The sequence below is a fragment of the Hymenobacter sp. DG25A genome (assembly GCF_001280305.1).
Classification (GTDB): Bacteria; Bacteroidota; Bacteroidia; order Cytophagales; family Hymenobacteraceae; genus Hymenobacter.
Genome location: NZ_CP012623.1, coordinates 1,911,191 through 1,936,978 on the forward strand (window position 1 = coordinate 1,911,191; position 25,788 = coordinate 1,936,978).

A 25,788-nucleotide genomic window follows, 5' to 3' on the forward strand; every position below is an offset into this window, starting at 1 on the left:
TTTGTGGGCATCTGCGGGGTAGCTTAGTGCTGCACCTGCAGGCGGGTGGTTACCTGCAGCTCGCCGGCCTGCAGCCGAACCAGGTAAATACCATTGGCCAGGTTTTCTACCGGCAACAGCCGCTCATGGGCTCCGGCTGCCTGCTTGCCCGTGGTGGGCAGCGTACGAACCGTAGCCCCCAGCAGGTTCTGCACCGTTACGCGCACTACCGTAGCCTGGGGCAGCGTGTAGCGCAGCAGCGCTTGCGCATTGGTGGGGTTTGGTACTACTGAATAACCCAGCGCCATAGCGGCCCGCTCATTACGGGTAGCCAGCACCGTACCAGCCGGCTTGGCTACTTTCTTCGACAGGTACACGAAGTACTGGCCGGGAGCCAGCGTAAAGGTGCTATCCGTGTTTTTGATTTTCAGGCTGGTGCCATCCAGGTAGTTGTACCAGGTGCCGGCTTTCTGGAACTTGGGGTTCACCGTCGCCGATTTCACATCGAAGTTGCCCAGCACCGTAACGTTCTGGTCGGAGTTGTTCAGGTGAATGGTTTTTACGGCGCCGCTCACGTCCTGCGTGAAGGCAGTGAAGTTTTCAAACACCGGCTCGTCCTTTTTCAGCTGAATCAGGCTGCGGTACACATCGTATAGGCGACGACGGTTGGCGTTGTCGTAGTAGTCCCACAGGGCTGGCTTGTTGCTGAGCTTGCAGCTCTGGTCTTTCCCGTAGTTTTTAGGATCAGTGCCATCATCACCTGGGTAGGTGCCGTCGGGGCACATAAAGATGCCTTTGTCGTAGCCTACTTCGCCAAACTGCCAGATCATGCGAGGGCCGGGCACAGTAAAGAAGAAGGCGGCCGCCGCTTCCTGACGGGCCAGGGCCGTATTCAGGTTTTTCACGGAGTAAGAGCCGGAGCTGTTACCAAAACGCAGGTTCTTATACATCAGGCGGTCCTCGTCGTGGCTTTCCATGTATGTCACCAGGTTAGGCTCCGTAAACCCGCGCTGCTTGTAATAGCCATAGCTCAGGTCAGATTTACCGCCGTCGTGGTAGCCCATGGTGGCCTCGTTGTAGTTGCCCGTCATCTTGCCCCACAGCATCAAACCAGCTGCCGACAGTGCTTTGGCTTCTTCGTTGGCCACAAAGGTTTCCAGAATGGCGTAAGAGCCGGCGCTGGCAGCCTGCTGCGTGGCATAGTAGTCTTTCCAGATATTCACCCGTGACTGGTCAAAAACCGACTCATAGGTAGCTTCCGTTTTCTGCACTTGGCTAAAGCCGCCGGCCAGATCGTAGCGGTAGCCATCAATGTGATACTCCTGCAGCCAGAATTTGATTACCTCCTTGGAGAAATAGCGGGTATACTCACTTTCATGGTTGAAGTCAGTACCCACGTTATAAGGGTGCGTAGGCGTAGCGTTGAACCAGGGGCTGTTGCTGCTGTACAGCTGCACCATGGGGCTCTGGCCGAAGGAATGGTTCAGTACCATATCCAGCACCACGGCAATGCCGCGCTTGTGGGCTTCGTCCACCAGCTTTTTCAGGTCGTTCTTCGTGCCGTAGTACTTGTCCGGGGCAAAGAAGAATGATGGGTTATAGCCCCAGCTTTCGTTGCCTTCAAACTCATTTACCGGCAGCAGCTCCAGCACGTTCACGCCCAGGCGCTTGAGATAGTCCAGGGAATCGGTTACCGTTTTGTAATCATGGCGGGCTACAAAATCGCGCACCAACAGTTCATACACCACCATGTCCGTTTTCTTGGGGCGGGCAAAGTTGGTTACCTGCCAGGCGTAAGCCGTCTGGTTGGTCTGCAGTACCGATACGATACCGGTGGTTTTGCCCGTGGGATAGGCCTTCAGATTGGGGTACGTAACGGCCGGAATGTACTGGTCGTTGTTGGGGTCCAGCACTTTTTCAGTGTAGGGGTCGGCTATGCGCAGGCCATCTACCAGATACTGATAGGCATATTCCTGCCCGGCAGTGAGGCCGTCAATCTTCACCCACCAGCGCGTGTTCATGTCGTCGGTGGCGCTGGTCTTGCTCATCTGGTACTTGGTGTCCGGCAGCCAGTTGTTGAAGTCACCGAGCACGTAGGCATTGGTCTTGTTGGGAGCCGTCAAACTCAGGATAACGGAAGTACCTCCATTTAAATAGGTTACCCCATCTTTTTTGGCGCCGGCCGGCAGCGCGGCCACGGTAGTAGCCGGGCTTACAAACACAGTTACTTCGTCTGTGGCCGTAGTGCCACCGTTGGTAGCCGTCAGCTTCAGCACATTGCTGCCTTCCTGGGTCAGGGTTACATCCTTGGTCAGGATGGTAGCGCTGGTTTTCTGATCTACTTGGGTCCCATTCAGGGTAAGCGTGAGCGTAGAAGCGGCCGAGGCCGTGCCCGATACGCTTACACTGGCGTTTTTATTGATGAACACGCCCGTGGTGGGGCTGGTGATGCGCACAGACAGCGCAGACGTTTGCGCCACATCCACAAAAATATCCTTACCGCCCGTATCACGGCCCGATTTGGTGCCGTCGGTGCTGCGGAACAGCATGGCCAGCTTCAGCATTTTCTCGGCCGTTGGCACCCCATAGAAGGTACGCGGCGTGAAGGTGATGGTATACAAGTCGGGGTTAGTGGCGCTACGCGTCATTTTCTCCTTTGTAATGGGCGGCGTCCATGCCTTACCAATCACATATTTCCAGTCGGAGGTGCTGGTGCTTTTATCGGTTATAACACCCGTCCAGGCATATACATCTCCGGTAAAGCCTTTCAGGCCGGCGTCACCTTTGGTGGCATCAAACGTCAGCGTGACCTGATCATCGGCCGTGAAGAAGGGAGACTGCGCAGTAACTACCTGAGCCTGCACTACAGGCACCGTAGCCAGGCTGACCAGCCAGAGCATAAGAAGTCGAAGTGATTTCATTAAACAGAAGTTGAGTGGAAAAACAGAAGAAGATTTCGCGAAGCAGACGAAAACAGCGAAAATTCGTCGTAAACGCAGGGTTCTGAATCTTAAAGATACCACGGCTGAGCCCGGCGACCAAAGGACAGAGGCGGTTTTATTGTAGTTTTGGGAGATGCCTGTACCCTGTAGTGCCGGCAAAATGAGGTGTTATGGCGTGGTGCACGCGTGCTTTTGGTATATGCCTGCTGCTGCTTTCGGCTTTGTGCACCACCGCGCAGGTGCCGCTGGCTACCCCCGATACGCTAAAGCCTGTTTCATCTAAAAGGTTGCCCATTTTGCTGGGCGCGGGCACGGCGGCCTACGCCGGCACGCTCTACCTGCTCAGCGAAGGCTGGTACACCGGGCCCCGCACCAGCCTGCACTGGTTCAATGATTTACCGGAGTGGAAGCAGATGGACAAAGCCGGCCACTTCTGGGGTGCCTTTCACGAAAGCCGTGGAGCCGTAGACATGCTGCAGTGGTCTGGCGTGCCGGCCAAAAAAGCCATCTGGTACGGCAGCATGGTGGGCTTTCTGCTGCAAAGCCCCATTGAGTTGCTGGATGGCCGCGACCCGCAATACGGCGCTTCCGCTACCGACTTAGCGGCCAATTTTCTGGGCACGGCGGGGGTGCTGGCCCAGCAGCTGGCCTGGCAGGAGGTGCGCCTCATGCCCAAGTACTCCTTTCATACCACCCGCTACGCCGGCCTGCGCCCCAATGTACTGGGCCACAGCCTGGCCGAAAAGCACCTGAAAGACTACAACGGCCAAACCTACTGGCTGTGCGCCGATATCAGAGCCTGGCTGCCCGCCACCAGCCGCTGGCCGCGCTGGCTGCAGCCCGCTCTGGGCTACGGCGCCCAGCAAATGGTGTACAACGATGCGGATGCCAACGCCGCCCTGGGCCTGCACCCCTACCGCCAGTACTACCTCTCCCTGGATGTTGATTTGCGTCGTATTCCCACGCGCAGCAAGCTCCTGCGCCGGGTATTCTACGTGGCCAGTATTTTTCATCTCCCCGCCCCCGCTTTGGAGTATAACAAGCGGCACGGTATGGTACTGCACGGGCTGTACTGGTAGCCGTGCCCGTTTAAAAGGAGCGTTGCTGATGCCCGGCTCAACCGCGGGCGTTTTTTGCGCGTTACCTTTGTTGTACCTATTGCATCTGATTTTTTTCTTTTTTGATATGAACGTAGGAGACAGAGTCCGCCTACTGACCGGCCGTGAAGAGGGCATTATTACCCGCATCCTCGACAACGACCTGGTAGAAGTAGCTATTGATAACGATTTTACCATTCCCGTACTGCGCCGCGAGGTGGTAGTGGTGGCCGCCGAAGAAAACAAAGCTTTCGACCGCACCGCTCCTGTTCTCAAACCCGGCCAGATGGGAAAAGGCACCAAGCCAGCGGCCGCCCGGCCGGCCAGCGCGCCCGCTACGGCCCCGGCCAGCAATGGAACCGAGCAGCCTGCTACGCCCAAGGCTCCGGCCCCGCTGCCCGCTGCTCAGAAAGGACTTTACCTGGCGCTTACGCACCAGGCCCCGGAGTTGCTTTCAGTTCAGCTGCTGAATAATACGGAGGCCGATGTGCTGTTCACCTGCGGCGAGGAGCGCCCTGACCGCCCCTACCGCGGGCTGGTGGCCGACAAGCTGGGCCCCAAGCAGGCCAGCAAGCCATTGGCGCACCTGCACCTGAAGGATTTTGAACAGTGGCCCGCCTATGTGCTGCAGGTGCTGCCGCATCAGGTAAACGGCGCTTCGGCGTTTGAGCTACTCACCAAGCGCGTGGCCTTCAAGGCGGCTACGTTCTACAAGAGCCGACAGCAGGCCCCACTGCTCCAGCGCGAAGCCTACCTGTTTCAGCTGGATGAAAAACCTGCCGCAGCCCTGGCCCTGCCGCCCGAAAAGCTGGCCGAAGCTCTGAAACAGCAGCTTTCCGGTGATGCTCCCGCAAAGCCTGCTGCTGTAGCACCTATCCCGGAGCCCGCCAAGTCCCTGGTAGCCCCGCCGCATGAGCTGGACCTGCACATTGAAGCCCTGCGCCCCGAGGGTGCCGAAGGCCTCTCCAACACCGCCATGCTAAAGCTGCAGCTGGATGCGTTTGAAGATGCCCTGAGCCGGGCCCTGGCCACCAACATGCACGAAATTGTCTTCATCCACGGCGCCGGCAACGGCACCTTGCGCAAGGAAATCCACAAGCTCCTGAGCCGCAACCGCGACATCAAGTTTTTTGAAGATGCCCGCAAGGAGAAATTCGGCTACGGCGCTACTCTGGTACGCTTGAAGTAAGCTAAGTCCCTTCAAAATTCTGTCATCCTGAGCTGTGCGAAGGACCTTTTTACGTTAGAACGACAATCGTACCCACGAGTCATTTTAGCGTAATAAGGTCCTTCGCATAGTTCAGGATGATATTTTTTTATCGATTTCTTACTTAATGCCTATTCCTACCACCGCCCAACCGTTTACCGTTATCCTGCCCGATGGCCGCCGGCTGGGCCTTACGCGCTATGGCAATCCGGCGCACCCGGCGGTTATTTTCCACCATGGCTACGCATCATCCGGACTATCGGTGCCGGGGTGTGCGGAGTTGCTGGCGGAGTTGGGACTACAGGTGCTGGCACCCGACCGGCCGGGCGCAGGCCAGTCGGATGTGGATGAGAACCTGACGCTGGCTTCGTTCGCGGCCGATGTGGTGTATGCGGTGGAGGCGTTACGGGTGCCGGGGCGGCTGGGGGTTACGGGCTGGTCGGCGGGTGGGCTGCACGCACTGGCACTGGCCGCGCTTTATCCCCCGCGGGTAGATACGCTGCATCTGCTGAGCACGATTCTGCCCTTCGGCGACCCGGCAGCTTATGAGGACTTCACAGTAGGCTGGAAGGCCGTGCGCTACGCCAACGAATACTTGCCTTCGCTGGGCAAGTTGGCCTTCGCCGAAATCAGCGAGAAGTGGCACACCGACCCCGAGGCTACCATTGACGAATTTTTGAAGCTCATCTTCGGCCCACCAGAACAAGTAGTGGGCTTTGAACCCACCAACCGAGCCCTGCTGCGCGACGCCGCCGTGCAGGGCTTCAACCACGAGGGGCAGGGCGTATATTTCGATAGTCGGGCCATCTGTCAGCCACTCTCCTTTTCCCTATCGGCCATTACCGCTCCCACCACTATCTGGCACGGCACCGCCGACACCATCTGGCCCCCGGAAAGCCTGCATTACCTCACGGAGCGCATCCCACATACCCACATGACGATGCTGTCCGGCGAAGGCCACATGCTGTATCTGAAGCATTGGGAGGAGATTTTGCGGCAGATATGTGCGCAAATGCAGCAAGCTTCTACAACATCCATTTTATAACCTCCCGCATCATTACATTAGTCATCCTGAGCCCAGCGAAGGACCTTCTCACCGCAGAACGACTATCGTAACAACGACTCGTTCCAACGTGAGGAGGTCCTTCGCTGGGCTCAGGATGACAGAGTGGTTTTGGTAGAAAGTATAATCCATATCAGGCCTAAAGGTGCAGGGTGTTACTTTGCAGAAACCTTCTGCCTTTTATGACTCTGAAGCTTCTTGCCGCGCTGCTGTTGGCTAGCGCCCCCGTTCTTGCCCAGCAAGCTTTGCCTATCCCGCGCAATCTGCAGGCCACCTACCAGAAAGGCACCCGCGCCGAAGACGGTAAACCCGGCCCCAAATACTGGCAAAACACCGCCGACTATACCCTCAATATCAACTTCGACCCTGCCACCCGCCTGGTGCAGGGCACGGTGGATATTGCCTACGTGAACAACAGCCCCGACTCACTGCGGCAGATCTGGTTTAAGCTATACCCCAACTATTACCAGAAAGGTGCGCCGCGCACCTCTTCGGTGAAGCCGGAAGACCTGCACGATGGAGTAAAAATTGCCCAAATGAGCGTCAATGGCGAGGCCGAAGATGTAGCCAAGTTGAAGATTGATGCCACCAATATGCCCGTGAGCATTAAGCCACTGGCGCCGGGGCAAACGGCCCGCGTGGCTCTCAGCTACTCCTACACGCTCAACAAAGGCTCGCACATGCGGACCGGCGAGGTGGAGGAAGGCGCGCATTTCGTGGCGTACTTCTTTCCACGCATCACGGTGTACGACGACATTGATGGCTGGAACCGTCTGCCCTACATCGGCTCGCAGGAGTTCTACAACGACTTCAGCAACTTCAAAGCCGCCATTACGGTGCCCAAAAACTTTGTAGTGTGGGCCACCGGCGACCTGAAAAACACCGACCAGGTCCTCCAGAAAAAGTACGCCAAGCGCCTGCGCGACGCCGAGAAGAAAGACGGCATTATCAGCATCATTACCCAGGCTGACGCCAACCGCCGCGACATCACCGCCCAGAACGCCACCAACACCTGGCAGTTTGAGGCGCAAAACGTCACGGACTTTGTGTTTGCCACCGCCGACCATTACGTGTGGCAATCTACCAGCCTGGTAGTGGACCCCGCTACCAAGCGCCGCACCCGTGTAGATGCCGTGTACAACACCAAGCACAAGGACTACGAGGAGGTGATTCACTTCGCCCGTAAAACGGTGCAGGCCATGAGCTACGACTTCCCCAAGTGGCCCTTCCCCTACTCCCACGAAACCATTTTCGATGGCCTCGACCAGATGGAGTACCCCATGATGGTGAACGACAACCCCACCGAATCCCGCGCCGACGCCATTACCCTCACCGACCACGAGATATTCCACACGATGTTCCCGTTCTACATGGGCATCAACGAAACCAAGTACGGCTGGATGGACGAAGGCTGGGCCACCATCGGCGAGTGGATTATCTCCAAAATGATTGACCCCACCCTGGACGACGACTACGGCATTGCCCCCTACGCCCGCGCCGCCCATACGGAGCAGGATATGCCCATCGTGACGCTGACGACCCAGCAAAATGGCACCCCGTTTTTCCTCAACTCCTACCCCAAGCCCGGCCTGGGCTATCTGTATGTAAAGGATTTGCTGGGCGATGAACTGTTCACGAAGGCGCTGCACACCTACATCCGCAACTGGAACGGCAAGCACCCCATGCCCTACGATTTCTTCAACTCCATGAACGCCGGGGCCGGCCGCAACCTCAACTGGTTCTGGCAGCGCTGGTTCTTCGATGGTGGCTACCCCGACTTGGCCATTGCCAGCGTAACCAAGCAAGGCAATGAGTCCCAGATTGTAGTGGAAGCCAAAGGCACCAAGCCCGTGCCGGTAGACCTAACCGTAACGTTTGCCGATAACTCCACTCAGCAAATTCACCGCACCATTGCCGTGTGGGAAACCGGCGCAAAGACCGTCACTATTCCTGTGCCTTCGGATAAAGTGGTGACGAAGGTGAAGATGGGTGCTACACTGGTGCCGGACAGCAACCCGAAGGATAATTTGTGGGAGGGGAAGTAATTATGAGTGTTTTGCTCTTCCCTCAAATTTTGTTCTTGGTTTTTAGTCTAAGCTCCTATCAACCCCAAAAATTCACCACTTGCATTCCTTACTCTGTTAATTATTTGAAGCATGATGTTGAGTCCGCTTCAATGATATTTTCAGCCACTTTATTGAATGTATCAACGACAAAAGAAAAAAGCGACCTTTCTCATGACTCAATAAAAGTTAATACCTATAAATTGCCTGATAGAATATGGCGAGGTATCAGCCCAGATACAATTCAATTGAAAAGTACACCCCGCTATGATGACCTATCAGTTCTAGTGAAAGGGGGCAAATATTTATTTCTAATTGATAGCTCTTGGATAAATCAATGTAGCCCCATTGTTGAAGATTTCAGTGATATGGCTAAAGAGCTAGACAGGCTTTCCAAAAAGAAGAGCTTCAAAAATTTCAAGCTCCAAACTAGTACCTTTGCCCCGTGATGGGTCGCCCCACCGCGGCGCCTTACGCAAGTAGGGCGACGAGGAAAGTCCGGGCAACGCAGAGCACCCTGCTTCCTAACGGGAAGGACTGGTGAGCGTAAAGCAAGCCAGGACAGCCAGTGCCACAGAAAACTACCGCCTACGTGGCCCCTCGGGGCCGCCGGTAAGGGTGAAAAGGTGCGGTAAGAGCGCACCAGCGGCCGGGCAACCGTGTCGGCTGGGTAAACCTCAGGGGTTGAAAGACCAAATAAGCTGGTACGTGGGCCTTCGGGCCTGCACCGGGCGGCTCGTCCGGCGCCAGCGGGTAGGTTGATGGAGCCTTTCCGCGAGGACTGGCCTAGATAAATGGTGGGGCCGCGGCAACGCGGACAAAACCCGGCTTATAGACTCATCACCCACAGCAAACGGCCGTCGCACAATCCTGCGGCGGCCGTTCTGCGTTGTAGCCCAGTGTTTCTTCGCGTAGCTTTCGCTCATGAATTATTTATTCCCTTCCAGGTCGGTTGGCCTTCCCCGTAAAAGTTATCTATTCTATCTACTGGCTGGCCTTTTTCTGACCCTGGGTCTGCCCAAAGCCTACGCCCAAAAAGCCCCACCCGCTACCGCCGATATTTATATTGACCCCGCCGGGGTCATTCGCTGGCAGGGCAGCCGGCAGGAAGTAGCCCTGTTTGGGGTGAACTACACCACGCCCTTTGCCTACTCCTACCGCGCGCACAAAAAGCTGGGCGTAAATCTGGAGCAGGCCATCGACCAGGATGTGTACCACCTTTCCCGATTGGGCATTGATGCGTTTCGGGTGCACGTCTGGGACGTGGAAATAACCGACACGGCCGGCAACCTGCTGGACAACGAGCACCTGCGCCTCTTTGATTACCTGATTCAGAAGCTCAAGCAGCGCAACATCAAAATCCTGCTTACGCCCATTGCCTACTGGGGCAACGGCTACCCCGAGCCCGACACGGCCATGACGGGCTTCTCCAGCATTTATCCCAAGAACAAAGCCTACCGGATTCCGCGCGCCATTAAGGCTCAGGAAAACTACCTCACGCAGTTCCTCAACCACCGCAACCCCTACACCAAGCAGCTCAACCGCGAGGACCCTGACATCATTGCCTACGAGGTGTGCAACGAGCCACACTACAGCCAGCCCGAAGCGGAAGTAAGCAGCTTTGTGCAGCGCATGGTGGCAGCCATGCGGGCTACCGGTTACCGCAAGCCCATCTTCTACAACATTGCCGAAAGCCCGGCGGTGGCCAACGCCATTCTCAGCAGCCCAGTCGATGGCTTCACCTTTCAGTGGTACCCCTCGGGGCTGGTAAACGGGCACACGCTGCGCGGCAACCCCTTGCCGTATGTACAGCAGTACCCCACTCCGTACCGCCAGGACCCACGCTTTACCAGCAAGCCCCGCCTAGTGTATGAGTTTGAATCCGGTGATATTTTGCAGCCGCTGATGTACCCCATGATGGCGCGCAGCTTCCGGGGCGCAGGCTTCCAGTGGGCCACCCAGTTTGCTTACGATCCGCTGGCCATTGCCTACGCCAACACCGAGTACCAGACGCACTACCTGAACCTAGCCTACACGCCAGCCAAAGCTATCAGCCTGCTGATTGCGGGCCGGGTTTTCCGGCAGGTAAAGCGTGACCAGCAATTTCCTGCCTTCCCCAAAGATTCCGTGTTCAACAACTTCCGGGTGAGCTACCGCGCCGGCCTGAGCGAGCTGAATGCTGACGAGGAATTTCTGTACACCGGCACTACTACTACCAGGCCACGCAAACCAGCAGCGCTGCGCCGCGTAGCTGGCACGGGCTCCTCGGCAGTAGTGAATTATGAAGGCACCGGCGCTTACTTTCTGGACCGCCTGGCCAACGGCGTGTGGCGGCTGGAAGTGATGCCTGATGCCATTGCCGTGCGCGACCCGTTTGACAAAACCTCCCTGCGCCAGACCGTCACGCACATCTTCTGGAACACCCAGCCCATGCGCCTTTCGCTGCCTGGTTTAGGGGCAGATTTCATGGTGCGCGGCCTGAACCAGGGCAACACCTTGCAGGCTCAGGCCAGCAACGGCACCGTGCGCCTGCAGCCAGGCGTGTACCTGGTAGCGACCCGGGGCAAAAACACCGGTTCCTTCACCGCGCAAACCAGGCTGGGTGCCATCCAGCTGGGCGAGTTTGTGGCCCCAGCCCCCACTACCCAGCAGGTGCAGGTAGTGCACACGGCCCCGGCGCAGCTGCAGGCTGGCCGGGCAGCTACGCTGCAGGCTACCATTGCGGGGGTGGAGGCCGCTGACTCCGTGCTGCTGGTGGCGCAGCACTTCTACGGCCCTACCCGCACGCTGCCCATGCGCCGCCTTACCCTGACCACTGCCGAAGCTACCGTGCCAGCCGAGCAGCTGTACCCCGGCTTGCTGCGCTATTGGGTGGTAGTAAAACACCAGGACAAGAGCACCACTTTCCCCGGCCCCCTTACCGGCTCGCCCAAAGACTGGGACTTTGTGCCTCGGGAATACTGGGAAGCGCCCATAGTGGCAGCTGATGCCGCCCTGCCGCTGTTCCAGGCCGCCCAGGACCAGCCCAGGATAGAAGCCGGCGGTATAACCGGTGGCGGCTGGGCCGATTACGTAACCACCCCAACCGGCGCCATAGCCCTGCGCCTGAGGCAAAGCCCACCCGCTACCAGCGCGGCAGCCCCCACCACCCCTGCTAATGCCCCCATTGCCTTCCTCCGCACCTACTTCCGCGACCGGCTGACTCTCCGCGCCAGCGACTTAGCTAACATAAAGGAGTTGGTAGTACGGGGCCGGAAAGGCGCCGGCGCCGGCCGCGTACAACTGGTACTTATTACCCGGGATGCTGCCGCCTACGTGGCCAACGTAGAGCTAGGCGCTGATATGCAGGAAGTAAGCGTGCCGCTCAGCTCCTTCCAGCCGGGGAGCCAGGTGCTATTGCCGCGCCCCTACCCCGGCTTTCTGCCCTTCACCTTCCAGGCTCCCGGCCCGGCCACGCTGCCGCTTGCCGAAGTAGAAGTGTTACAGGTGCTGCTTCACCCCAGTACTGCCACCGGCTCCGATGCCCGCCCTTTCCTGGATTTTGAATCGATAGTGCTCCGCTGATAGTTGGCAGGCCACAACTCTTTCCCTGAAAAGCGTAGAACCTGCTGGTAAGCATACTACATTGAAACTATTCAGGAGGTCGAAAGAACGTCATGTCGAGCGTAGCCGAGACATCTCGCTAGTGTGGTAATTAGTATAGCAACGTCAGCACGCGAGATGTCTCGGCTCCGCTCGACATGACGTTCCGGAGTACTTTGGGCATATTCCTAAATAGCTTCTTTAACATTCATCCGGGTTTCCGGCGAAGAGTCACCTGTTTGCGGCTGGCTTTTCGTTACTTTGATTTCCTTCATTCGCTCTTTCTCCGCACATGCCCCGCATTCTCATAATTGACGACGAAAAAGCCATCCGGAATACCCTCAAGGAGATTCTGGAATACGAAAATTACCAGGTAGATCAGGCCGAGGACGGCCCCACCGGCCTGGATATGCTCATAAAAGACAAGTACGATGTAGTGCTCTGCGACATCAAAATGCCCAAGATGGATGGCATTGAGGTGCTGGAGCGCGCCCGCATTGTAGCCCCCGATGCCGCTTTCATCATGGTCTCGGCCCACGGCAACGTGGAAATGGCCGTGGATGCCACCAAGAAAGGCGCCTACGACTTCCTGCAAAAGCCACCAGACCTCAACCGCCTGCTGGTGACCGTGCGCAACGCCCTGGACCGCACCAAGCTGGTAGCCGAAACCAAAACGCTGAAGAAGAAAGTGGCCAAGAGCTCCGAAATGGTGGGCTCTTCCAAGGCCCTGGAAGCTGTGCGCAAGGCTATTGAGAAGGTGGCTCCTACGGATGCCCGCGTGCTTATTACCGGCCCCAACGGCGCGGGTAAGGAAATGGTGGCCCGGCAGCTGCACGAGCTCAGCAACCGGAACAACGGCCCCCTGGTGGAGGTAAACTGCGCCGCTATTCCCTCGGAGCTGATTGAGTCGGAGCTGTTCGGGCACGAGAAAGGCTCGTTTACCTCAGCGGTAAAGCAGCGCATCGGCAAGTTTGAGCAGGCCGATGGCGGCACGCTGTTCCTGGACGAAATCGGCGACATGAGCCTTTCGGCCCAGGCCAAAGTGCTGCGTGCTCTGCAGGAAAACAAGATTACCCGCGTGGGCGGCGAAAAGGAAATTTCCGTGAACGTGCGCGTGCTGGCTGCTACCAACAAAGACCTGCAGCACGAAATTGCCGAGCGCAACTTCCGCGAAGACCTCTACCACCGCCTCTCCGTTATCCTGATCAAAGTACCGTCCCTCAACGAGCGGCGCGAGGACATTCCGGAGCTGGTGCAGAAATTCCTGCAGGACATTGCCAACGACTACGGCAACAAGCCCAAGAAAATAGACGACGCTGCCCTGAAGTACCTGCAGGGTCTGGACTGGCGCGGCAACATCCGGGAGCTGCGCAACGTGGTAGAGCGCCTGGTTATCATGAGCGACGACACCATAACCGAGGAGGATGCCAAAGCCTATGCCGGCAAATAAATCACTAAAGCTTATTCTTTGATTTCCAACGCCCTTGCCTTCCACCGGCAGGGGCGTTTTGCTTTTTCAGGAAAGCGCTACGGAACCATTGGGATTAGGTTGCTGTCTGAAGAAAACAAAATGGCGAATTGCACCTTTTCAAGCGCCTGAGGCCACGTAGAGGTTAATTCCGTGCAGAATTAGTGTTTTTCTATCACCCTAATCCCATTTCATGTCGAAATCCTTGCTGAATTTCCGGGTAGGAACCGTAGTAAGTGCGGCCACGCTGAGCATAGCTTTGCTGGCCGGCTGCGCCAAAGACACCGTAGCTCCCGCCGAGCCGGCTATTTCCGGTACCGTTAGCGCTTCTGCCGATGCTAAAGCCGTAGGCCAGGTAATTCCCGGCCGCTACATTGTGGTGCTGAAAGACGGCAGCGTGGCCCTGGGCAACGAAGCCTACGAGGAAAAAATCAAGAAGGTGAAGGGAGTGGCTCAAGGCCTGCTGCGTAAGCGCGGCCTGCGGCCTGAGAAAGTAGACCGCGCCTACGGACACGCCCTGCGCGGCTTCTCCGCTGAGCTAACGGCCGACGAAGCTGCCCAGCTGGCCCAGGATGCCAGCGTAGCTTATGTAGAAGCCGACCAGGTTATCACCATAGAGCAAACTACCGGCACTACCACCACTACCTCCACACAATCCATTCCCTACGGTATTAAGCGCGTAGGCTACGGCAGCGGCGTGGGCAAAGTAGCCTGGATTATCGACACAGGCATCGACCTGACCCACCCTGACCTGACGGTAGACAAAACCCGCAGCCGCACGTTCATCACCTCCGGCACCGATGCAACCACGGCCAATGATGGCAACGGCCACGGCACCCACGTAGCCGGCACCATTGCCGCCAAAAACAACCTGGTAGGCGTAATTGGCGTGGCTTCTGGAGCTACCGTAGTAGCCGTTAAAGTACTGGCCGCCGATGGCAGCGGCACCTCCTCCGGCGTCATTGCCGGCATCGACTATGTGTCGGCTAATGGCAAAGCCGGTGAAGTGGCCAACATGAGTCTGGGGGGTGGTACTTCCCAGGCCCTGGACGACGCCGTAACCCGCGCCGCCAACAAAGGCATCCTGTTCGCCGTGGCCGCCGGCAACGATGCCAAAAGCGCCACCTTGCACTCCCCGGCCCGCGTGAACAACGCCAATGTATTCACTATCTCAGCTATGAACAACCTGGATACCTGGGCCTCGTTCTCCTGCTTCGGCAACCCGCCGGTAGACTACTGCATGCCCGGCGTGAGCATCACATCTACTTACAAAGGCGGCCAGTACGCTACCATGAGTGGCACTTCTATGGCTACCCCACATATGGCCGGGGTACTGCTGATGCGCGGCAAGAGCTTTACCCGCAACGGCTACGTGAAGGCAGACCCCGACGGCAAGCCTGACCCGATTGCGCATTTGTAGATATAAGGGCGCTTGCCAAAGAGCAGTGACACACAGAATCATAAAAAAGCCTGACCGGATTTGGTCAGGCTTTTTTATATGGGTTTTGCCTGCCTCTCAGCGGCGAAAAATCCCGAGCGTGGGCAAGTCATGCACGTGCAGGTCATACACCTTGCGGCCGAGTGTGTCGCTGGCCTGCAGGCCATAGCGGGCGTAATTGGTCAGCACGTAGGTACCGGGCGCGTAGGGCGGGCTCACCAACTGCAAGCGTTGGCGCTGGGCAACGGGCAGGATCAGGGAGTTGTGGTAGAGCAGGTCGCTGCGCGGAGAGCCAACCCGGATGCGGGCCGAAGAATCAGTGGTCAGCAGCCACTCCAGCCCCGTCCGATAGGATAGTCCCCAATAGTCGCGGTCGAACTGCCTGGCTACCACGGCAGAAGGAACCAGGCTAAAATAGACCTGCTGCTGTGGATGGTCCTGCACCATGCGGTAGGCGGTGTGCAGCATGCCGGCCAGCAGGCTCCCCGCCACCACATACTGCACCAAACGCCTTGCCGGGCGGTGCCGGGCCCAAAACAATACGGCGCGCACCCCGCCCACGCCCAGCAGAAGCAGCGCCGGATAAACGAAGTACATATGTCGCCAGCCATTATACAGCGCCGAGTGAAGGACAATGACGATAAGCAACGGCCCCAATAGCCAGGCTACCACCATGGCATCAAACTGCCCCACCCAGCTCCTTAACTGTCGGGGGCTGCGCATCAGGTTTCTAAGCCAGATAACCAGCCCGGCCAGCGCGGCTGCCAGATAAGGCCAGGGAGTGGTAATAGCAATCCAGACGGGTGCATAATGCCAGGGCGTGGCACTGCCGGGCTTCAGCTCGCCCAGGTAAAAGTTACGGCCCTCCCAGGGGTAGCGGCTCAGCCGTTGGAAGGCATACAAAAAATGGCCCACCGGATTTTCCCACAGATACGGCCAGCCAGCTACCACCACCACGGCCGTAGCAGTCAGATAAAGTCCAATATACTGCAGCAACCGTCGGCGCGACAGCCCCTGCTCGGCCGGAAAAATCAGCTGCCATCCCAGCCACCCCACCGTGAAAGCCACCAGCAGAACACCCAGAATACGGACATCAATGGCCGCGGCGCAGGCCATACTGTGGAGTAGCACCCGCCCGGCGGTGGGCCGCTGTGTCAGCCGGACCAGGGTGAACATGGCAACTGCAAAAAGGGCCATAAACACGCCGTCCTGGGCGTTGTAGAAAGCCTCCGCAAACAGCCGGGGCGAGAGCACCAGGGCACTGGCCGCCACCAACCCCCACCGCCAGTTGCTGAAGCGCAGCTCCGCTAGCCGGTAGAGCGCCCACACGCCAACCACAAACACCAGGAAGATCAGCAAGTGGCGAATACGGTAGTATACGGCCGAGTCGCCATGGGCTAGTAGTGGGCTCAGCAGGCTCACCGGTATTTCAAACAGCACGCCGTGGCCGTTATCGAAATAGCCTTGCAGGGGCGGAATCCGGGCATATTGAGGCTGACGGCGGGCCAGCTCGGGGGCTACCATGTCAGCCACGTACTTCACGTTCACCATGCCGTGCATGTGGTGGGCCGGCTCATCTGTGGAAATACCGTAGTCGTTGTGCACCAGCAGGCCCAGCAGCACCAGCAGCCCAAAGAAGCCGCCCACTATCCAAATCCGCCAGGCGTCACTCTGCAAATCTGGGGGCATAAAAATCGGGCGGTGGCGAGGGAAGAGGCAAACAGGCGTAGCGTTAGGCCATCTGGTTGCATCCGCGAATATCTGAATTATCCATTCTACCCAGCACTTCAAAAGAGCCATCGGGGTGCATACGGGCTAGGTCCTTGGTTTCGATGAAAGCGCAGCTGTCTATGTTGGCCAGGTCTATTACGTTGATGGCGCCATCGGGGCGGATTTCGCTGAGGGAGAAAGGGTCGGATGGGTCGCGGAGGAGGATGCGCAGCTGCGTGGGCGCGTGGAAACGGCCGTCGCCGAGGCTGTAGGCCTGGGAGAGCAGCTCCGTCATGCCGTATTCGGAATGAATGCCGGCCGGGCCAAAGGCCTGCTGCAATTCCCCATGCAATTCTTCCCGAATCATTTCGCGCCGACGCCCTTTCATGCCGCCGGTTTCCAGCACCGTGAGGTTTTGCAAAGCCGCGTCGTCGGCATATTCAGCCACCAGATCCAGCAGCGCATACGATACCCCGATGAGCATAATGCGGCGGCCGGGCACTTGCTTCGCCTCACTTAGCGCCTGAAGGAGCGCGGCATGATTGCGCAGGAAAAAAGCCGGTTGCTGCTGCCCGGAGGCGGCCGCAAAATGCTCCACCATGGCCACCAACGAGGAGTGCCCCTGCTCCAGATAGGAAGGCAGCAAAGCCAGGAAAATCCAGTCAGTCAGCGGGCCGTAATACTGCTCAAAAATGCGGGCGGCATTGTGCCGGTACAGTTGCGGTTCGCGCACAAAATGCCGGCTGCGCTGCTGCAGCGTGGTGCCACTGCTGAGATACAATTCCTGGGGCTCCCACTCCAGCGGCAGCGTACGCACCTCGTGGGTTTTAAAGAACTCAATGGGCAGAAACGGAATGTCGGTGAGCTGCCGAACCTCTTGCGGGTGGCGGCCCAACTGCGCCAGATACTCCCGGTAGGGCGAGCAATGCGCGGCCTGATGCCGGAAAAGCGCCAGCGCGGCATCTTTAAAAGAAGCCGGGGTTAAACTATCCAACGCCTGTAGATGCTGCTGGCGGAAACTCATTAGCGTACAACTGGGTTTTGGGAAAGCAACAAAGTACGGGGTGCTTCGTTGAGAATCCGTACCTTTTCCCGCCTATTAAAGGGTATTTCTATTCGTATGGCCACCACTGCTACATTTCGCTTTTTAAAGTTCTCAGGGCTGATTCTCAGCTGCGGGCTGCTCTTGAATGCCTGTATCACGCCCCCGGATTATCCGGATACGCCTAGCATCGAGTTCAAAGCAATAAAGTTGCAGCGTAAATCTCCGGTAACGGGTGTTTATGATTCCGTCACAGTTACAGTATCCTTTAAGGATGGAGACGGTGACCTGGGCCTGAGCCCTACCGACACGCTCCCGCCTCACAATCAGTACAATCCAAATTCCACTGACCCCAACAGAACACCTAACCGCTTCTACAATAACTACTTCTTTCAGCCTTTACTGAAAGGAGAAGATGGTGTATTCCGGCCCATTGATTTTGCGTTTCCATACGACAGCCGCTTTCCACGCCTGACTAATTCAGACCGGTCAGAACCTATCAAAGGTGACCTGAATTTTTCGCAGACATTTTTCCGCGGGGCCTTCCCTTCCGGCTCCGAAGTTCGGTTTGAAGTCAGTATTGTAGACCGCGCCCTGCACGAGAGCAACAAGGTGACTACTTCCTCTGTCATCATTCCCTGAGGAGCCGCAACTTGTTTCCAAAGCAAACGCCCACCCCTTCGGCTGTCGAAAGGGTGGGCGTTTTTTCTTGTGGCTTAGTAAATAGCCGGGAACTGCTTGGGGTCGGTTTCCTGCATGAGCTCATACACCACGTCGAAGACGTCTTCCGCGTTGGGCTTGCTGAAGTAGTCGCCATCGGAGCCGTAGGGCGGGCGGTGCGGCTGGGCGGCCAGGCAGCGCGGCGCGGAGTCGAGGTACTGGTAGGCATCCTGCTCATCCAAAACTTGCTGCATCATGTAGGCCGTAGCGCCGCCAGGCACATCTTCATCGGCGAAGAGCACACGGTTGGTCTTGCGGATGCTGTCCGTGATGACGTGCTCCAGGTCGAAAGGCAGCAGGGTCTGCACATCGATAACTTCAATGGAGATACCCACCTCGGCCAACTGCTTGGCAGCATCCATCACGATGCGGCACATAGAGCCGTAAGTGACTACCGTTACATCAGTACCCGGGCGCAGGGTTTCGGGCATGCCCAGGGGCACGGTAAACTCGCCCACGTTCTGCGGAATCCGCTCTTTCAGGCGGTAGCCGTTTAGGCACTCAATCACAATGGCCGGCTCATCGGAGCGCAGCAGCGTGTTGTAGAAACCGGCCGCCTGGGTCATGTCGCGCGGTACGCACAGGTGCATGCCGCGGATAGAGCCCAGAATCATTTGAATGGGTGAGCCGGAGTGCCAGATGCCTTCCAGCCGGTGGCCGCGGGTGCGCACAATCAGGGGCGCTTTCTGGCCGCCTTTGGTACGGTACTGCAGGCAGGCCACGTCATCACTGAGAATCTGAATGGCGTAAAGCAGGTAGTCCAGATACTGGATTTCGGTGATGGGGCGTAGGCCGCGCAAGGCGGCGCCTATGCCCTGCCCCACAATGGTGCACTCCCGAATGCCGGTATCCGTTACGCGCAGCTCGCCGAACTTGTCCTGCAAGCCGGCAAAGGCCTGGTTTACGTCGCCAATCTTGCCCACGTCCTCGCCAATAGCGAAGATGGTGGGGTCGCGGCGGAAGTTGGCTTCGAAGCAGGCCTGCAGCACCTCACGGCCGTCTACAATCGGCGCATCGGCAGCAAACTCAGCGGGTAACACTTCAATGTTGCCAACAGCCTGTTCGCTCTGGCTGTAGAGGTAGGAGTTGTAGCGGTCGGCGTTTTCGGCCAGGGCTTGCTCCAGCCAGTTCTGCAGCTCGCGGCGGGCGCCGCTGCGCTGGCTGCGTACCTGGCGCAGGGCGCGTCGCACGGTGCGCACTAAATCAGCCCGAATGGGCGTGGTGTTGTGCTCCAGGTGCTCTACCAGCTCGTGCAGGCTGTTTTCGGTGCCGGTTTCGGCTACCAGCTTATTCAGCAGGGCTACGGTTTCGTCGCGCTCCTGCTTAATGGGCGTGAAGAAAGCGTCCCAGGCCGCTACGCGGGCCTGCTTTACTAAGTCCCGGCTCTCATTCTCAATCTGTGTGAGTTCCTCTTCCGTGGCGTGGCCTTCGGCGAGCATCCATTCACGCATTTTGGTCATGCAGTCGTGGGCTTCTTCCCAGCTGAGGCGGTCTTTGCTCTTGTAGCGCTCGTGCGAGCCGCTGGTGCTGTGGCCCTGGGGCTGGGTTACTTCAGTTACGTGAATGAGCACGGGCACGTGCTGGGTGCGGCACATCTCGGCGGCGCGCTGGTAGGTGTCTACCAGGGCTGGGTAGTCCCAGCCGCGCACCACAAAAATTTCAAAGCCCTGCTGGCCTTCGCCCTCCCGCTGCAGGCCCATCAGAATTTCGCTGATGTTCTGCTTGGTGGTCTGGTACTCGGCAGGCACCGAAATGCCGTAATGGTCGTCCCACACGCTCATCAGCATCGGAATCTGGAGCACGCCGGCGGCATTCAGGGCCTCGAAGAACATGCCCTCGGAGGTGCTGGCGTTGCCAATGGTGCCAAAGGCTACCTCATTGCCGTTGATGGAAAAGTCGGTGCGGTCATGCAGCTCCGGGTTCTGGCGATAGAGCTTGGAGGCGTAGGCCAGTCCCACCAGGCGCGGCATCTGGCCGGCGGTGGGCGAAATATCGGCGGAGGAATTCTTGGTGTTGGTCTGCGGCTTGAAGTTGCCGTCCTCATCCAGCAGGCGGGTAGCAAAGTGGCCGTTCATGGCGCGGCCGCCGGTGGCGGGCTCGGCCTCTACGTCGGGGTGGGCGTAGAGCTGGGCGAAGTACTGCTGCAGGGTCAGCTCGCCAATGGCAAGCATAAAGGTCTGGTCGCGGTAGTAGCCGGAGCGGAAGTCGCCGTTCTGGAAGGCGCGGGCCATGGCCAGCTGGGGCAGCTCTTTGCCATCACCGAAGATGCCAAATTTGGCTTTGCCCATGAATACTTCCTTGCGGCCCGCCAGCGAGGCGTGGCGGCTTTCCCAGCCCAGACGATAGTCGCGGAGCAGGTCTTCTTTGCTGAGCGCAGCGGCAGCGGTAATTTCGGCGGATGCAGGGGTGGGCATACGGGTCGGGTGGGCGGGGGAAGAAATGAGTGCGGCAAAAACGCGCCGCCGCGGCCGCGGTTAATCCGGTCGGCGGGTCAAAAGTACGGATTTGGGCGCGACCATCAACCGTCGGTCTTTTCCTGCCCTGTACGGGCGCAAAGCGTTTTTGGCTATCTTTGAAGTAGCGCGCTGCCGGGCTGCCCATTTCAACCGGGGGCCTACCCGGTGCGCCGGCCATCTGCCTTCCTTGTTCACCTCACTCTAAAGCCCGCACCTGGGGCTGATACTGCCATGAAACATCTTTGCACACTACTGTTTGCCCTGTTGCTGACGTTGGGCGCCCGCGCACAGGGCGTAATCACCTTCGACAAAGACCTGCACGACTTCGGTAAAGTGGCGGAAGGTGCTCAGGCTACCCACGAGTTTCGGTTTAAGAACACCGGCAATCAGCCTATTGTAATCAATGATGTGCGGGCCAGCTGCGGCTGCACCACCCCGGACTGGACCAAAACGCCCGTGCTGCCCGGCAAAAGCGGCATGGTGAAGGCCGTGTACAACAGCACCGGCCACCTGGGCGTGTTCAACAAAACCGTCACCATTACCAGCAACGCCGCTACCCCCAGCAAAACCCTCACTATTCAGGGCACGGTGCTGGCTAAGGATGAAATGAAAAAGGCCCTGACGCCGGCCCAGCTGGCGCAGTCGCCGCGCCTGGTGCTGGACCGCACCGTGCATGATTTTGGCAAAATGGAAGCCGGTCAACAGCCAATTGCCCGCTTCACGGTGCGCAACACCGGCAAATCGGACCTGGTGCTGGGGGCTTTGGCCAGCAGCTGCAACTGCGTGGGTTTGAAAAGCACACCCGCGCCTATTAAGCCGGGCCAAAGCGCCGTGCTGGAGCTGATTTACAGCCAGCGCAAGCTGGGCGCCATGGCCGATGAGGTAACCCTGAACTCCAACGACCTGAACGGCGACACCAAGCTGAAGCTGAAGGCCAACGTGGTAAAGGACCTGAACGCCGGCAGCATGGTGAAGGAAAGTGACTCCACGGTACCTTTTAAGTAAGCCGGCAAAACCATCTGATAACTGTCATCCGGAGCGGGCTCCGGATGACAGTTTCTTTTTTACCGTGCCGCCACATCTAATTCCGACTTATCTTTGCCCCCGCTTTCAACAGCAAATTTCTCCACCCACCCTCACCTTAGCTTTCTGCCATGATCATCGGCGTACCGAAAGAAATTAAGAACAACGAAAACCGCGTGGGCCTGACGCCCGCTGGCGTAGCCGAATTCCGCAAGCACGGCCACGAGGTATACGTGCAATCTACTGCCGGCTTGGGCAGCGGTTTCCAGGACGCCGAATATGAGCAGGCCGGGGCTACCATTCTGCCTACTATTGCCGATGTATATGGCAAGGCAGAAATGATTGTGAAGGTGAAGGAGCCGATTGCCTCGGAATATCCCCTCATCAAGGAAAATCAGCTGCTGTTCACCTACTTCCACTTTGCCTCCGGCGAGGAGCTGACCCACGCCATGATTGAGCGCAAAGCCGTGTGCCTGGCCTACGAAACCGTAGAGCTGCCCAGCCGCGCCCTGCCCCTGCTCATCCCGATGAGCGAAGTGGCCGGCCGCATGGCTCCGCAGGAAGGCGCCAAGTACCTGGAGAAGCCGCTGAAAGGCCGCGGCATTCTGCTGGGCGGCGTACCCGGCGTAAAGCCAGCTGAAGTGCTGGTACTGGGTGCCGGTATTGTTGGCACGCAGGCCGCTAAAATTGCCGCTGGTCTGGGGGCTCAGGTTACCGTAATGGACATCAACCTGAACCGTCTGCGCGAGCTGGACGACTTCATGCCCAAAAACGTGGTAACGCAGTACTCCAACGAGTACAACATCCGGGCCGCAGTGAAAACCGCCGACCTCATTATTGGCGCGGTCCTGATTCCGGGTGCAAAAGCGCCCCACCTCATCACGCGCGACATGCTGAAGACCATGAAGGCCGGCACCGTGCTGGTAGACGTGGCCGTGGACCAGGGTGGCTGCATTGAAACCTGCAAGCCTACCACCCACGAAGATCCTACCTTCATCATCGACGATATTGTGCACTACTGCGTGGCCAACATGCCCGGCGCAGTGCCTTACACCTCTACCCTGGCCCTGACCAACGCTACGCTGCCATACGCTGTGAAGCTGGCCAACCTGGGCTGGCAGGAAGCCTGCCGCCGCGACGAAGCCCTGCGCCTCGGCCTGAACGTGGTGAATGGCAAAGTGGTGTATAAAGGCGTTGCTGATGCCTGGGGCCTGCCCCTGGAGTCGGTAGAGTCTGTAATGGAAGTGGCTGTTGCTTAACTACAATTAGTAATTAAGAATTAGCAATTAAGAATTGGGCGTTTTGGTGGCATGGAGCTGCCAGAACGCCCAATTCTTAATTTTGCGGCAAAGCCACTGCTTTAGAGCAATGCAAAAGCCGGTTCAACCAATTCTTCATTACTAATTCCTATTTACTAATTAATTGAAAATGAAGGGCATTATGTACACCGGAGGCGAGCTGACGGACCTCGTCACGTTTGCCCGGCTTCCCTCCTATCTGCAGGCTTTTTTGCGCGAGCAGAATGGCGTGGTAGCCTACTTTGGCGGGCTGCACATTCGGGGCTGCGTTACAGAGCCCGCGTGGCACTCCCTGGCCGAGGCCTGGCAGGGTCTGCATGCCTTCTGGCGCGTGTATGACACCGTGCAGGAAGCCGATATTCCCTTTGCGCAGGACTGCGTAGGCAACCAGTTTCTGCTGCGCGGCGACGCGGTCCTATTTCTGGATACTGAAACCGGGGAGCTGGCCGACCTGGAAGTCGACTTCAAGCATTTCCTGTTCGGGGCCGAGAAATTTCCGCTGGATGCCCTGGGCATGGAGCCCCTGCGCAGCTTTCAGCAGCGCGGCGGCGTGCTGCAGCCCGGGCAGCTCCTGAGCCTGTACCCGCCGGTGTGCGTGGCTACTGAAAAGCAGACGCCCACCATCAAGCCCAAAACGGTGGCCGAGCGGCTGCAATGGCTGGCCGATTTCTACCGGCAGATAAAGGATTTGCCCAGCGGGCAGCGCATCCGCTTCCGCCCGGCCGAATAGCTTTTTCTGCCTCATGCCTTCCCTCCCGCTGCGTTTGCTGCTTCGTCGGTTTGCCCTCTTGCTGGGGGTGTATGTGCTGCTGCGCGCGGGGTTTTATGCTTTCAATTACGATACGTTTCAAGAGGCCTCGGCGAGCCAGGTAGCACTGGCCTTCTGGCACGGTTTCCGGTTTGATATTGCAGCACTGCTGCTCCTGAATCTGCCTTTCGTAGTGCTATCAATGATTCCGGCGCTGGGGCGCGGGTGGCAGCGCTTTTTGTGGGGTATCTACCTGCTGCTGAATGCACTGGGCATTGCCCTGAACATTGTGGACTGGGAGTACTTCAAATTCATCGGCCGCCGCACCAGCAATGAGCTAACCACCATTGGAGCCGATGTACAGCGGCAGGCCGGGCAGCTGGTGGGGAACTACTGGTTTCTGGTGCTCCCGTTTGTGTTGCTGCTGGTGGCGCTGTGGTACTTCTATCCTATGCCAAAAGGCAGGCAGCCGGAGAGTGACACTGCCGAGAAAACATCTTTCAAAAACCGCTCAACCGCCCGCAGGCGTTGGCTGCTGCTGGTGGAGGCCTTGCTGGTAGCTGGCTTTACCGTGCTGGGTATCCGGGGTGGGCTGCAGCTGAAGCCCTTGCGCACCGGTGCAGCCTTCGCGCAGCAACCTGCTATTCTGGGACACCTGGCCCTAAATAGCACCTTCACGTTCCTCAAAAGCCTGGGATATGAGAACCTGGAGCGCCGCCAGTATTTTGCCTCTGAAATGGAACTGCAGCAGGCATTGGGCGTACGGCCGGCCGTGGCTGCTAAAGCAGCGCCGCGCCGCGACAACGTAGTAATACTGTTACTAGAAAGTTTCTCCTCGGAATACACCGGCGTAGAAAATGGCGGCAGTGGGGGCTACACGCCTTTCTTTGATTCGCTGGCGACGCACGGCGGGGTGCTTTTTCGGGAGCATTATGCCAATGGCCGGCGCTCTATTGAGGCCTTGCCGGCCGTGCTGGCGGGGCTGCCGGCCCTGCTGGAAAACCCATTCATTACCTCCAACTTCCAGACCAACGAGCTGCACGGACTGGGCGAAATCCTGGGCAAGCAGGGTTATACGACGTCGGTGTTTCATGGCGCCGAGAATGGCTCCATGGGCTTTAATACCTTTGCCGGGGTGGCCGGCATACAGCGCTACTATGGCCTGAGCGAATACCCCGGCGCCCGCCAAAGCCCCGATTACGATGGGCACTGGGGCATTTTTGACGAGCCCTACCTGCAGTATTTCAGCCGGCAGCTCAGCCAGCAAAAGCAGCCTTTCTTTGCGACGCTGTTCACGCTGTCCTCACACGAGCCCTTCACGGTGCCGCCGCAATACAGCGGGCGGTTTCCCAAGGGTACGCTGCCCATTCACGCCGCCATTGGCTATACCGATTTTGCCCTGCGCCGGTTTTTTGCAGCGGCCAGCCGGCAGCCCTGGTACCGGAATACGCTTTTCATCCTGCTGGCCGACCACACGTCCCAAACCGACCGGCGCGGCTACCAGAACACGCTGGGCAGCTACAAAACACCCCTGCTGGTTTTCCATCCCGGCCAGACCTTGCCGGCAGCTAATGTGCACCGCATTACGCAACAGGCCGATGTACCCGCCACTGTGCTTGATTATCTACACGTGCCCACGCAGGGCAAGCTACTCCCCTTTGGCTACTCCGTTTTTGATAGCACCAATACCGGCCGGGCAGTTTTTCTGAGCGGTGGTTCGTGGTTTCTGGTGCACTCCGACTTTGTGACGGAGCTAACGGCCGATGACCAGGTCCGGCTTTACCCCTATCAAACCCACCGACTGCCCGCCGTTCCGCTGCCGAACCCCGATCCGCAAAAGCTCCGGCAGTACGGCAACGAGCTGAAGGCCTGCGTGCAGCTTTACGTTAATGGGTTAATTGACAACCGGCTGTACCTGCATCCTAAAGCAAAACAGGGTAGTCAATAGCTGG

Annotated in this window: 17 protein-coding genes and 1 other RNA gene; 14 read left to right on the top strand and 4 right to left on the bottom strand. The window is 58.1% G+C overall.

Annotated features, from left to right (window positions below; translation table 11 throughout):
- Positions 1-23: 23 nt before the first annotated feature.
- Positions 24-2,900: an alpha-amylase family glycosyl hydrolase gene (locus tag AM218_RS08240; RefSeq protein ID WP_071843732.1), complete on the bottom strand. Its 2,877-nt coding sequence runs from the start codon at positions 2,898-2,900 to the stop codon at positions 24-26.
- Positions 2,901-3,091: 191 nt separating this feature from the next.
- Here AM218_RS08240 and AM218_RS08245 point away from each other — a divergent pair, with 191 nt between their 5' ends.
- The 9 genes from AM218_RS08245 (at position 3,092) to AM218_RS08280 (ending at position 14,821) form a co-directional block, all read left to right on the top strand.
- The gene (locus AM218_RS08245) at positions 3,092-4,000 is read left to right on the top strand and encodes a DUF2279 domain-containing protein (RefSeq protein WP_071843733.1); all 909 of its coding nucleotides are present in this window, start codon (positions 3,092-3,094) and stop codon (positions 3,998-4,000) included.
- A 106-nt stretch (positions 4,001-4,106) separates the two neighbouring features.
- On the top strand, positions 4,107-5,207 hold the full coding sequence (locus AM218_RS08250) for a Smr/MutS family protein (RefSeq protein WP_054415424.1): 1,101 nt from the start codon (positions 4,107-4,109) through the stop codon (positions 5,205-5,207).
- Between the two features lie 145 nt (positions 5,208-5,352).
- Complete coding sequence (locus tag AM218_RS08255; protein WP_054413420.1) at positions 5,353-6,270, top strand: alpha/beta fold hydrolase; 918 nt, start codon at positions 5,353-5,355, stop codon at positions 6,268-6,270.
- A 200-nt stretch (positions 6,271-6,470) separates the two neighbouring features.
- Positions 6,471-8,333 carry a M1 family metallopeptidase gene (locus tag AM218_RS08260; RefSeq protein WP_054413422.1) on the top strand — a complete coding sequence of 621 codons (1,863 nt, stop codon included), beginning with the start codon at positions 6,471-6,473 and terminating at the stop codon, positions 8,331-8,333.
- 2 nt (positions 8,334-8,335) lie between these two features.
- Positions 8,336-8,800: a hypothetical protein gene (locus AM218_RS08265; RefSeq protein ID WP_054413424.1), complete on the top strand. Its 465-nt coding sequence runs from the start codon at positions 8,336-8,338 to the stop codon at positions 8,798-8,800.
- Positions 8,797-9,199, top strand: an RNA gene (rnpB, locus tag AM218_RS16220) — RNase P RNA component class A. The genes AM218_RS08265 and rnpB overlap by 4 nt, the downstream gene beginning before the upstream one ends.
- A gap of 76 nt (positions 9,200-9,275) precedes the next feature.
- Positions 9,276-11,915, top strand: coding sequence for a cellulase family glycosylhydrolase (locus tag AM218_RS08270; protein ID WP_054413426.1), 2,640 nt, complete (start codon positions 9,276-9,278; stop codon positions 11,913-11,915).
- Between the two features lie 310 nt (positions 11,916-12,225).
- Positions 12,226-13,383: a sigma-54-dependent transcriptional regulator gene (locus AM218_RS08275; protein WP_054413427.1), complete on the top strand. Its 1,158-nt coding sequence runs from the start codon at positions 12,226-12,228 to the stop codon at positions 13,381-13,383.
- A 211-nt stretch (positions 13,384-13,594) separates the two neighbouring features.
- Positions 13,595-14,821 (top strand): S8 family serine peptidase, encoded by a 1,227-nt coding sequence (locus tag AM218_RS08280; protein WP_054413429.1) that lies wholly within the window; start codon positions 13,595-13,597, stop codon positions 14,819-14,821.
- Between the two features lie 96 nt (positions 14,822-14,917).
- On the opposite strand, the gene AM218_RS08285 is transcribed toward AM218_RS08280, so the two are convergent.
- Both AM218_RS08285 and AM218_RS08290 read right to left on the bottom strand, forming a co-directional pair.
- A complete protein-coding gene (locus AM218_RS08285; RefSeq protein ID WP_157547584.1) occupies positions 14,918-16,528 on the bottom strand; it encodes an ArnT family glycosyltransferase in 1,611 nt (536 codons plus the stop codon).
- 43 nt (positions 16,529-16,571) lie between these two features.
- Positions 16,572-17,573, bottom strand: a complete 1,002-nt coding sequence (locus tag AM218_RS08290) for an acyl-CoA synthetase family protein (RefSeq protein ID WP_054413433.1) — start codon at positions 17,571-17,573, stop codon at positions 16,572-16,574.
- Between the two features lie 96 nt (positions 17,574-17,669).
- On the opposite strand from AM218_RS08290, the gene AM218_RS08295 reads away from it, so the two are divergent.
- Entirely contained in the window at positions 17,670-18,233 is a 564-nt protein-coding gene (locus AM218_RS08295) for a hypothetical protein (RefSeq protein WP_054413435.1), read from the top strand.
- 74 nt (positions 18,234-18,307) lie between these two features.
- Here AM218_RS08295 and AM218_RS08300 read toward each other — a convergent pair whose 3' ends face one another.
- On the bottom strand, positions 18,308-20,725 hold the full coding sequence (locus AM218_RS08300; protein ID WP_054413437.1) for an alpha-ketoacid dehydrogenase subunit alpha/beta: 2,418 nt from the start codon (positions 20,723-20,725) through the stop codon (positions 18,308-18,310).
- 273 nt (positions 20,726-20,998) lie between these two features.
- On the opposite strand from AM218_RS08300, the gene AM218_RS16935 reads away from it, so the two are divergent.
- The 4 genes from AM218_RS16935 to AM218_RS08320 all read left to right on the top strand — a co-directional run bounded on the left by AM218_RS16935 (position 20,999) and on the right by AM218_RS08320 (position 25,784).
- A complete protein-coding gene (locus AM218_RS16935) occupies positions 20,999-21,772 on the top strand; it encodes a DUF1573 domain-containing protein (protein WP_071843734.1) in 774 nt (257 codons plus the stop codon).
- Positions 21,773-21,921: 149 nt separating this feature from the next.
- Positions 21,922-23,049, top strand: coding sequence for an alanine dehydrogenase (gene ald, locus AM218_RS08310; protein WP_054413439.1), 1,128 nt, complete (start codon positions 21,922-21,924; stop codon positions 23,047-23,049).
- Between the two features lie 169 nt (positions 23,050-23,218).
- A complete protein-coding gene (locus AM218_RS08315; RefSeq protein ID WP_054413441.1) occupies positions 23,219-23,818 on the top strand; it encodes an SMI1/KNR4 family protein in 600 nt (199 codons plus the stop codon).
- 13 nt (positions 23,819-23,831) lie between these two features.
- A complete protein-coding gene (locus AM218_RS08320; protein WP_071843735.1) occupies positions 23,832-25,784 on the top strand; it encodes an LTA synthase family protein in 1,953 nt (650 codons plus the stop codon).
- The last annotated feature ends 4 nt before the right edge of the window (positions 25,785-25,788 follow it).

Bases quoted from the DNA above. Each gene is read 5' to 3' on its own strand.
- AM218_RS08240 (WP_071843732.1), bottom strand. From the start codon at position 2,900: ATGAAATCACTTCGACTTCTTATGCTCTGGCTGGTCAGCCTGGCTACG.
- AM218_RS08245 (WP_071843733.1), top strand. From the start codon at position 3,092: ATGGCGTGGTGCACGCGTGCTTTTGGTATATGCCTGCTGCTGCTTTCG.
- AM218_RS08250 (WP_054415424.1), top strand. From the start codon at position 4,107: ATGAACGTAGGAGACAGAGTCCGCCTACTGACCGGCCGTGAAGAGGGC.
- AM218_RS08255 (WP_054413420.1), top strand. From the start codon at position 5,353: ATGCCTATTCCTACCACCGCCCAACCGTTTACCGTTATCCTGCCCGAT.
- AM218_RS08260 (WP_054413422.1), top strand. From the start codon at position 6,471: ATGACTCTGAAGCTTCTTGCCGCGCTGCTGTTGGCTAGCGCCCCCGTT.
- AM218_RS08265 (WP_054413424.1), top strand. From the start codon at position 8,336: ATGAGTGTTTTGCTCTTCCCTCAAATTTTGTTCTTGGTTTTTAGTCTA.
- AM218_RS08270 (WP_054413426.1), top strand. From the start codon at position 9,276: ATGAATTATTTATTCCCTTCCAGGTCGGTTGGCCTTCCCCGTAAAAGT.
- AM218_RS08275 (WP_054413427.1), top strand. From the start codon at position 12,226: ATGCCCCGCATTCTCATAATTGACGACGAAAAAGCCATCCGGAATACC.
- AM218_RS08280 (WP_054413429.1), top strand. From the start codon at position 13,595: ATGTCGAAATCCTTGCTGAATTTCCGGGTAGGAACCGTAGTAAGTGCG.
- AM218_RS08285 (WP_157547584.1), bottom strand. From the start codon at position 16,528: ATGCCCCCAGATTTGCAGAGTGACGCCTGGCGGATTTGGATAGTGGGC.
- AM218_RS08290 (WP_054413433.1), bottom strand. From the start codon at position 17,573: ATGAGTTTCCGCCAGCAGCATCTACAGGCGTTGGATAGTTTAACCCCG.
- AM218_RS08295 (WP_054413435.1), top strand. From the start codon at position 17,670: ATGGCCACCACTGCTACATTTCGCTTTTTAAAGTTCTCAGGGCTGATT.
- AM218_RS08300 (WP_054413437.1), bottom strand. From the start codon at position 20,725: ATGCCCACCCCTGCATCCGCCGAAATTACCGCTGCCGCTGCGCTCAGC.
- AM218_RS16935 (WP_071843734.1), top strand. From the start codon at position 20,999: ATGAAACATCTTTGCACACTACTGTTTGCCCTGTTGCTGACGTTGGGC.
- ald (WP_054413439.1), top strand. From the start codon at position 21,922: ATGATCATCGGCGTACCGAAAGAAATTAAGAACAACGAAAACCGCGTG.
- AM218_RS08315 (WP_054413441.1), top strand. From the start codon at position 23,219: ATGAAGGGCATTATGTACACCGGAGGCGAGCTGACGGACCTCGTCACG.
- AM218_RS08320 (WP_071843735.1), top strand. From the start codon at position 23,832: ATGCCTTCCCTCCCGCTGCGTTTGCTGCTTCGTCGGTTTGCCCTCTTG.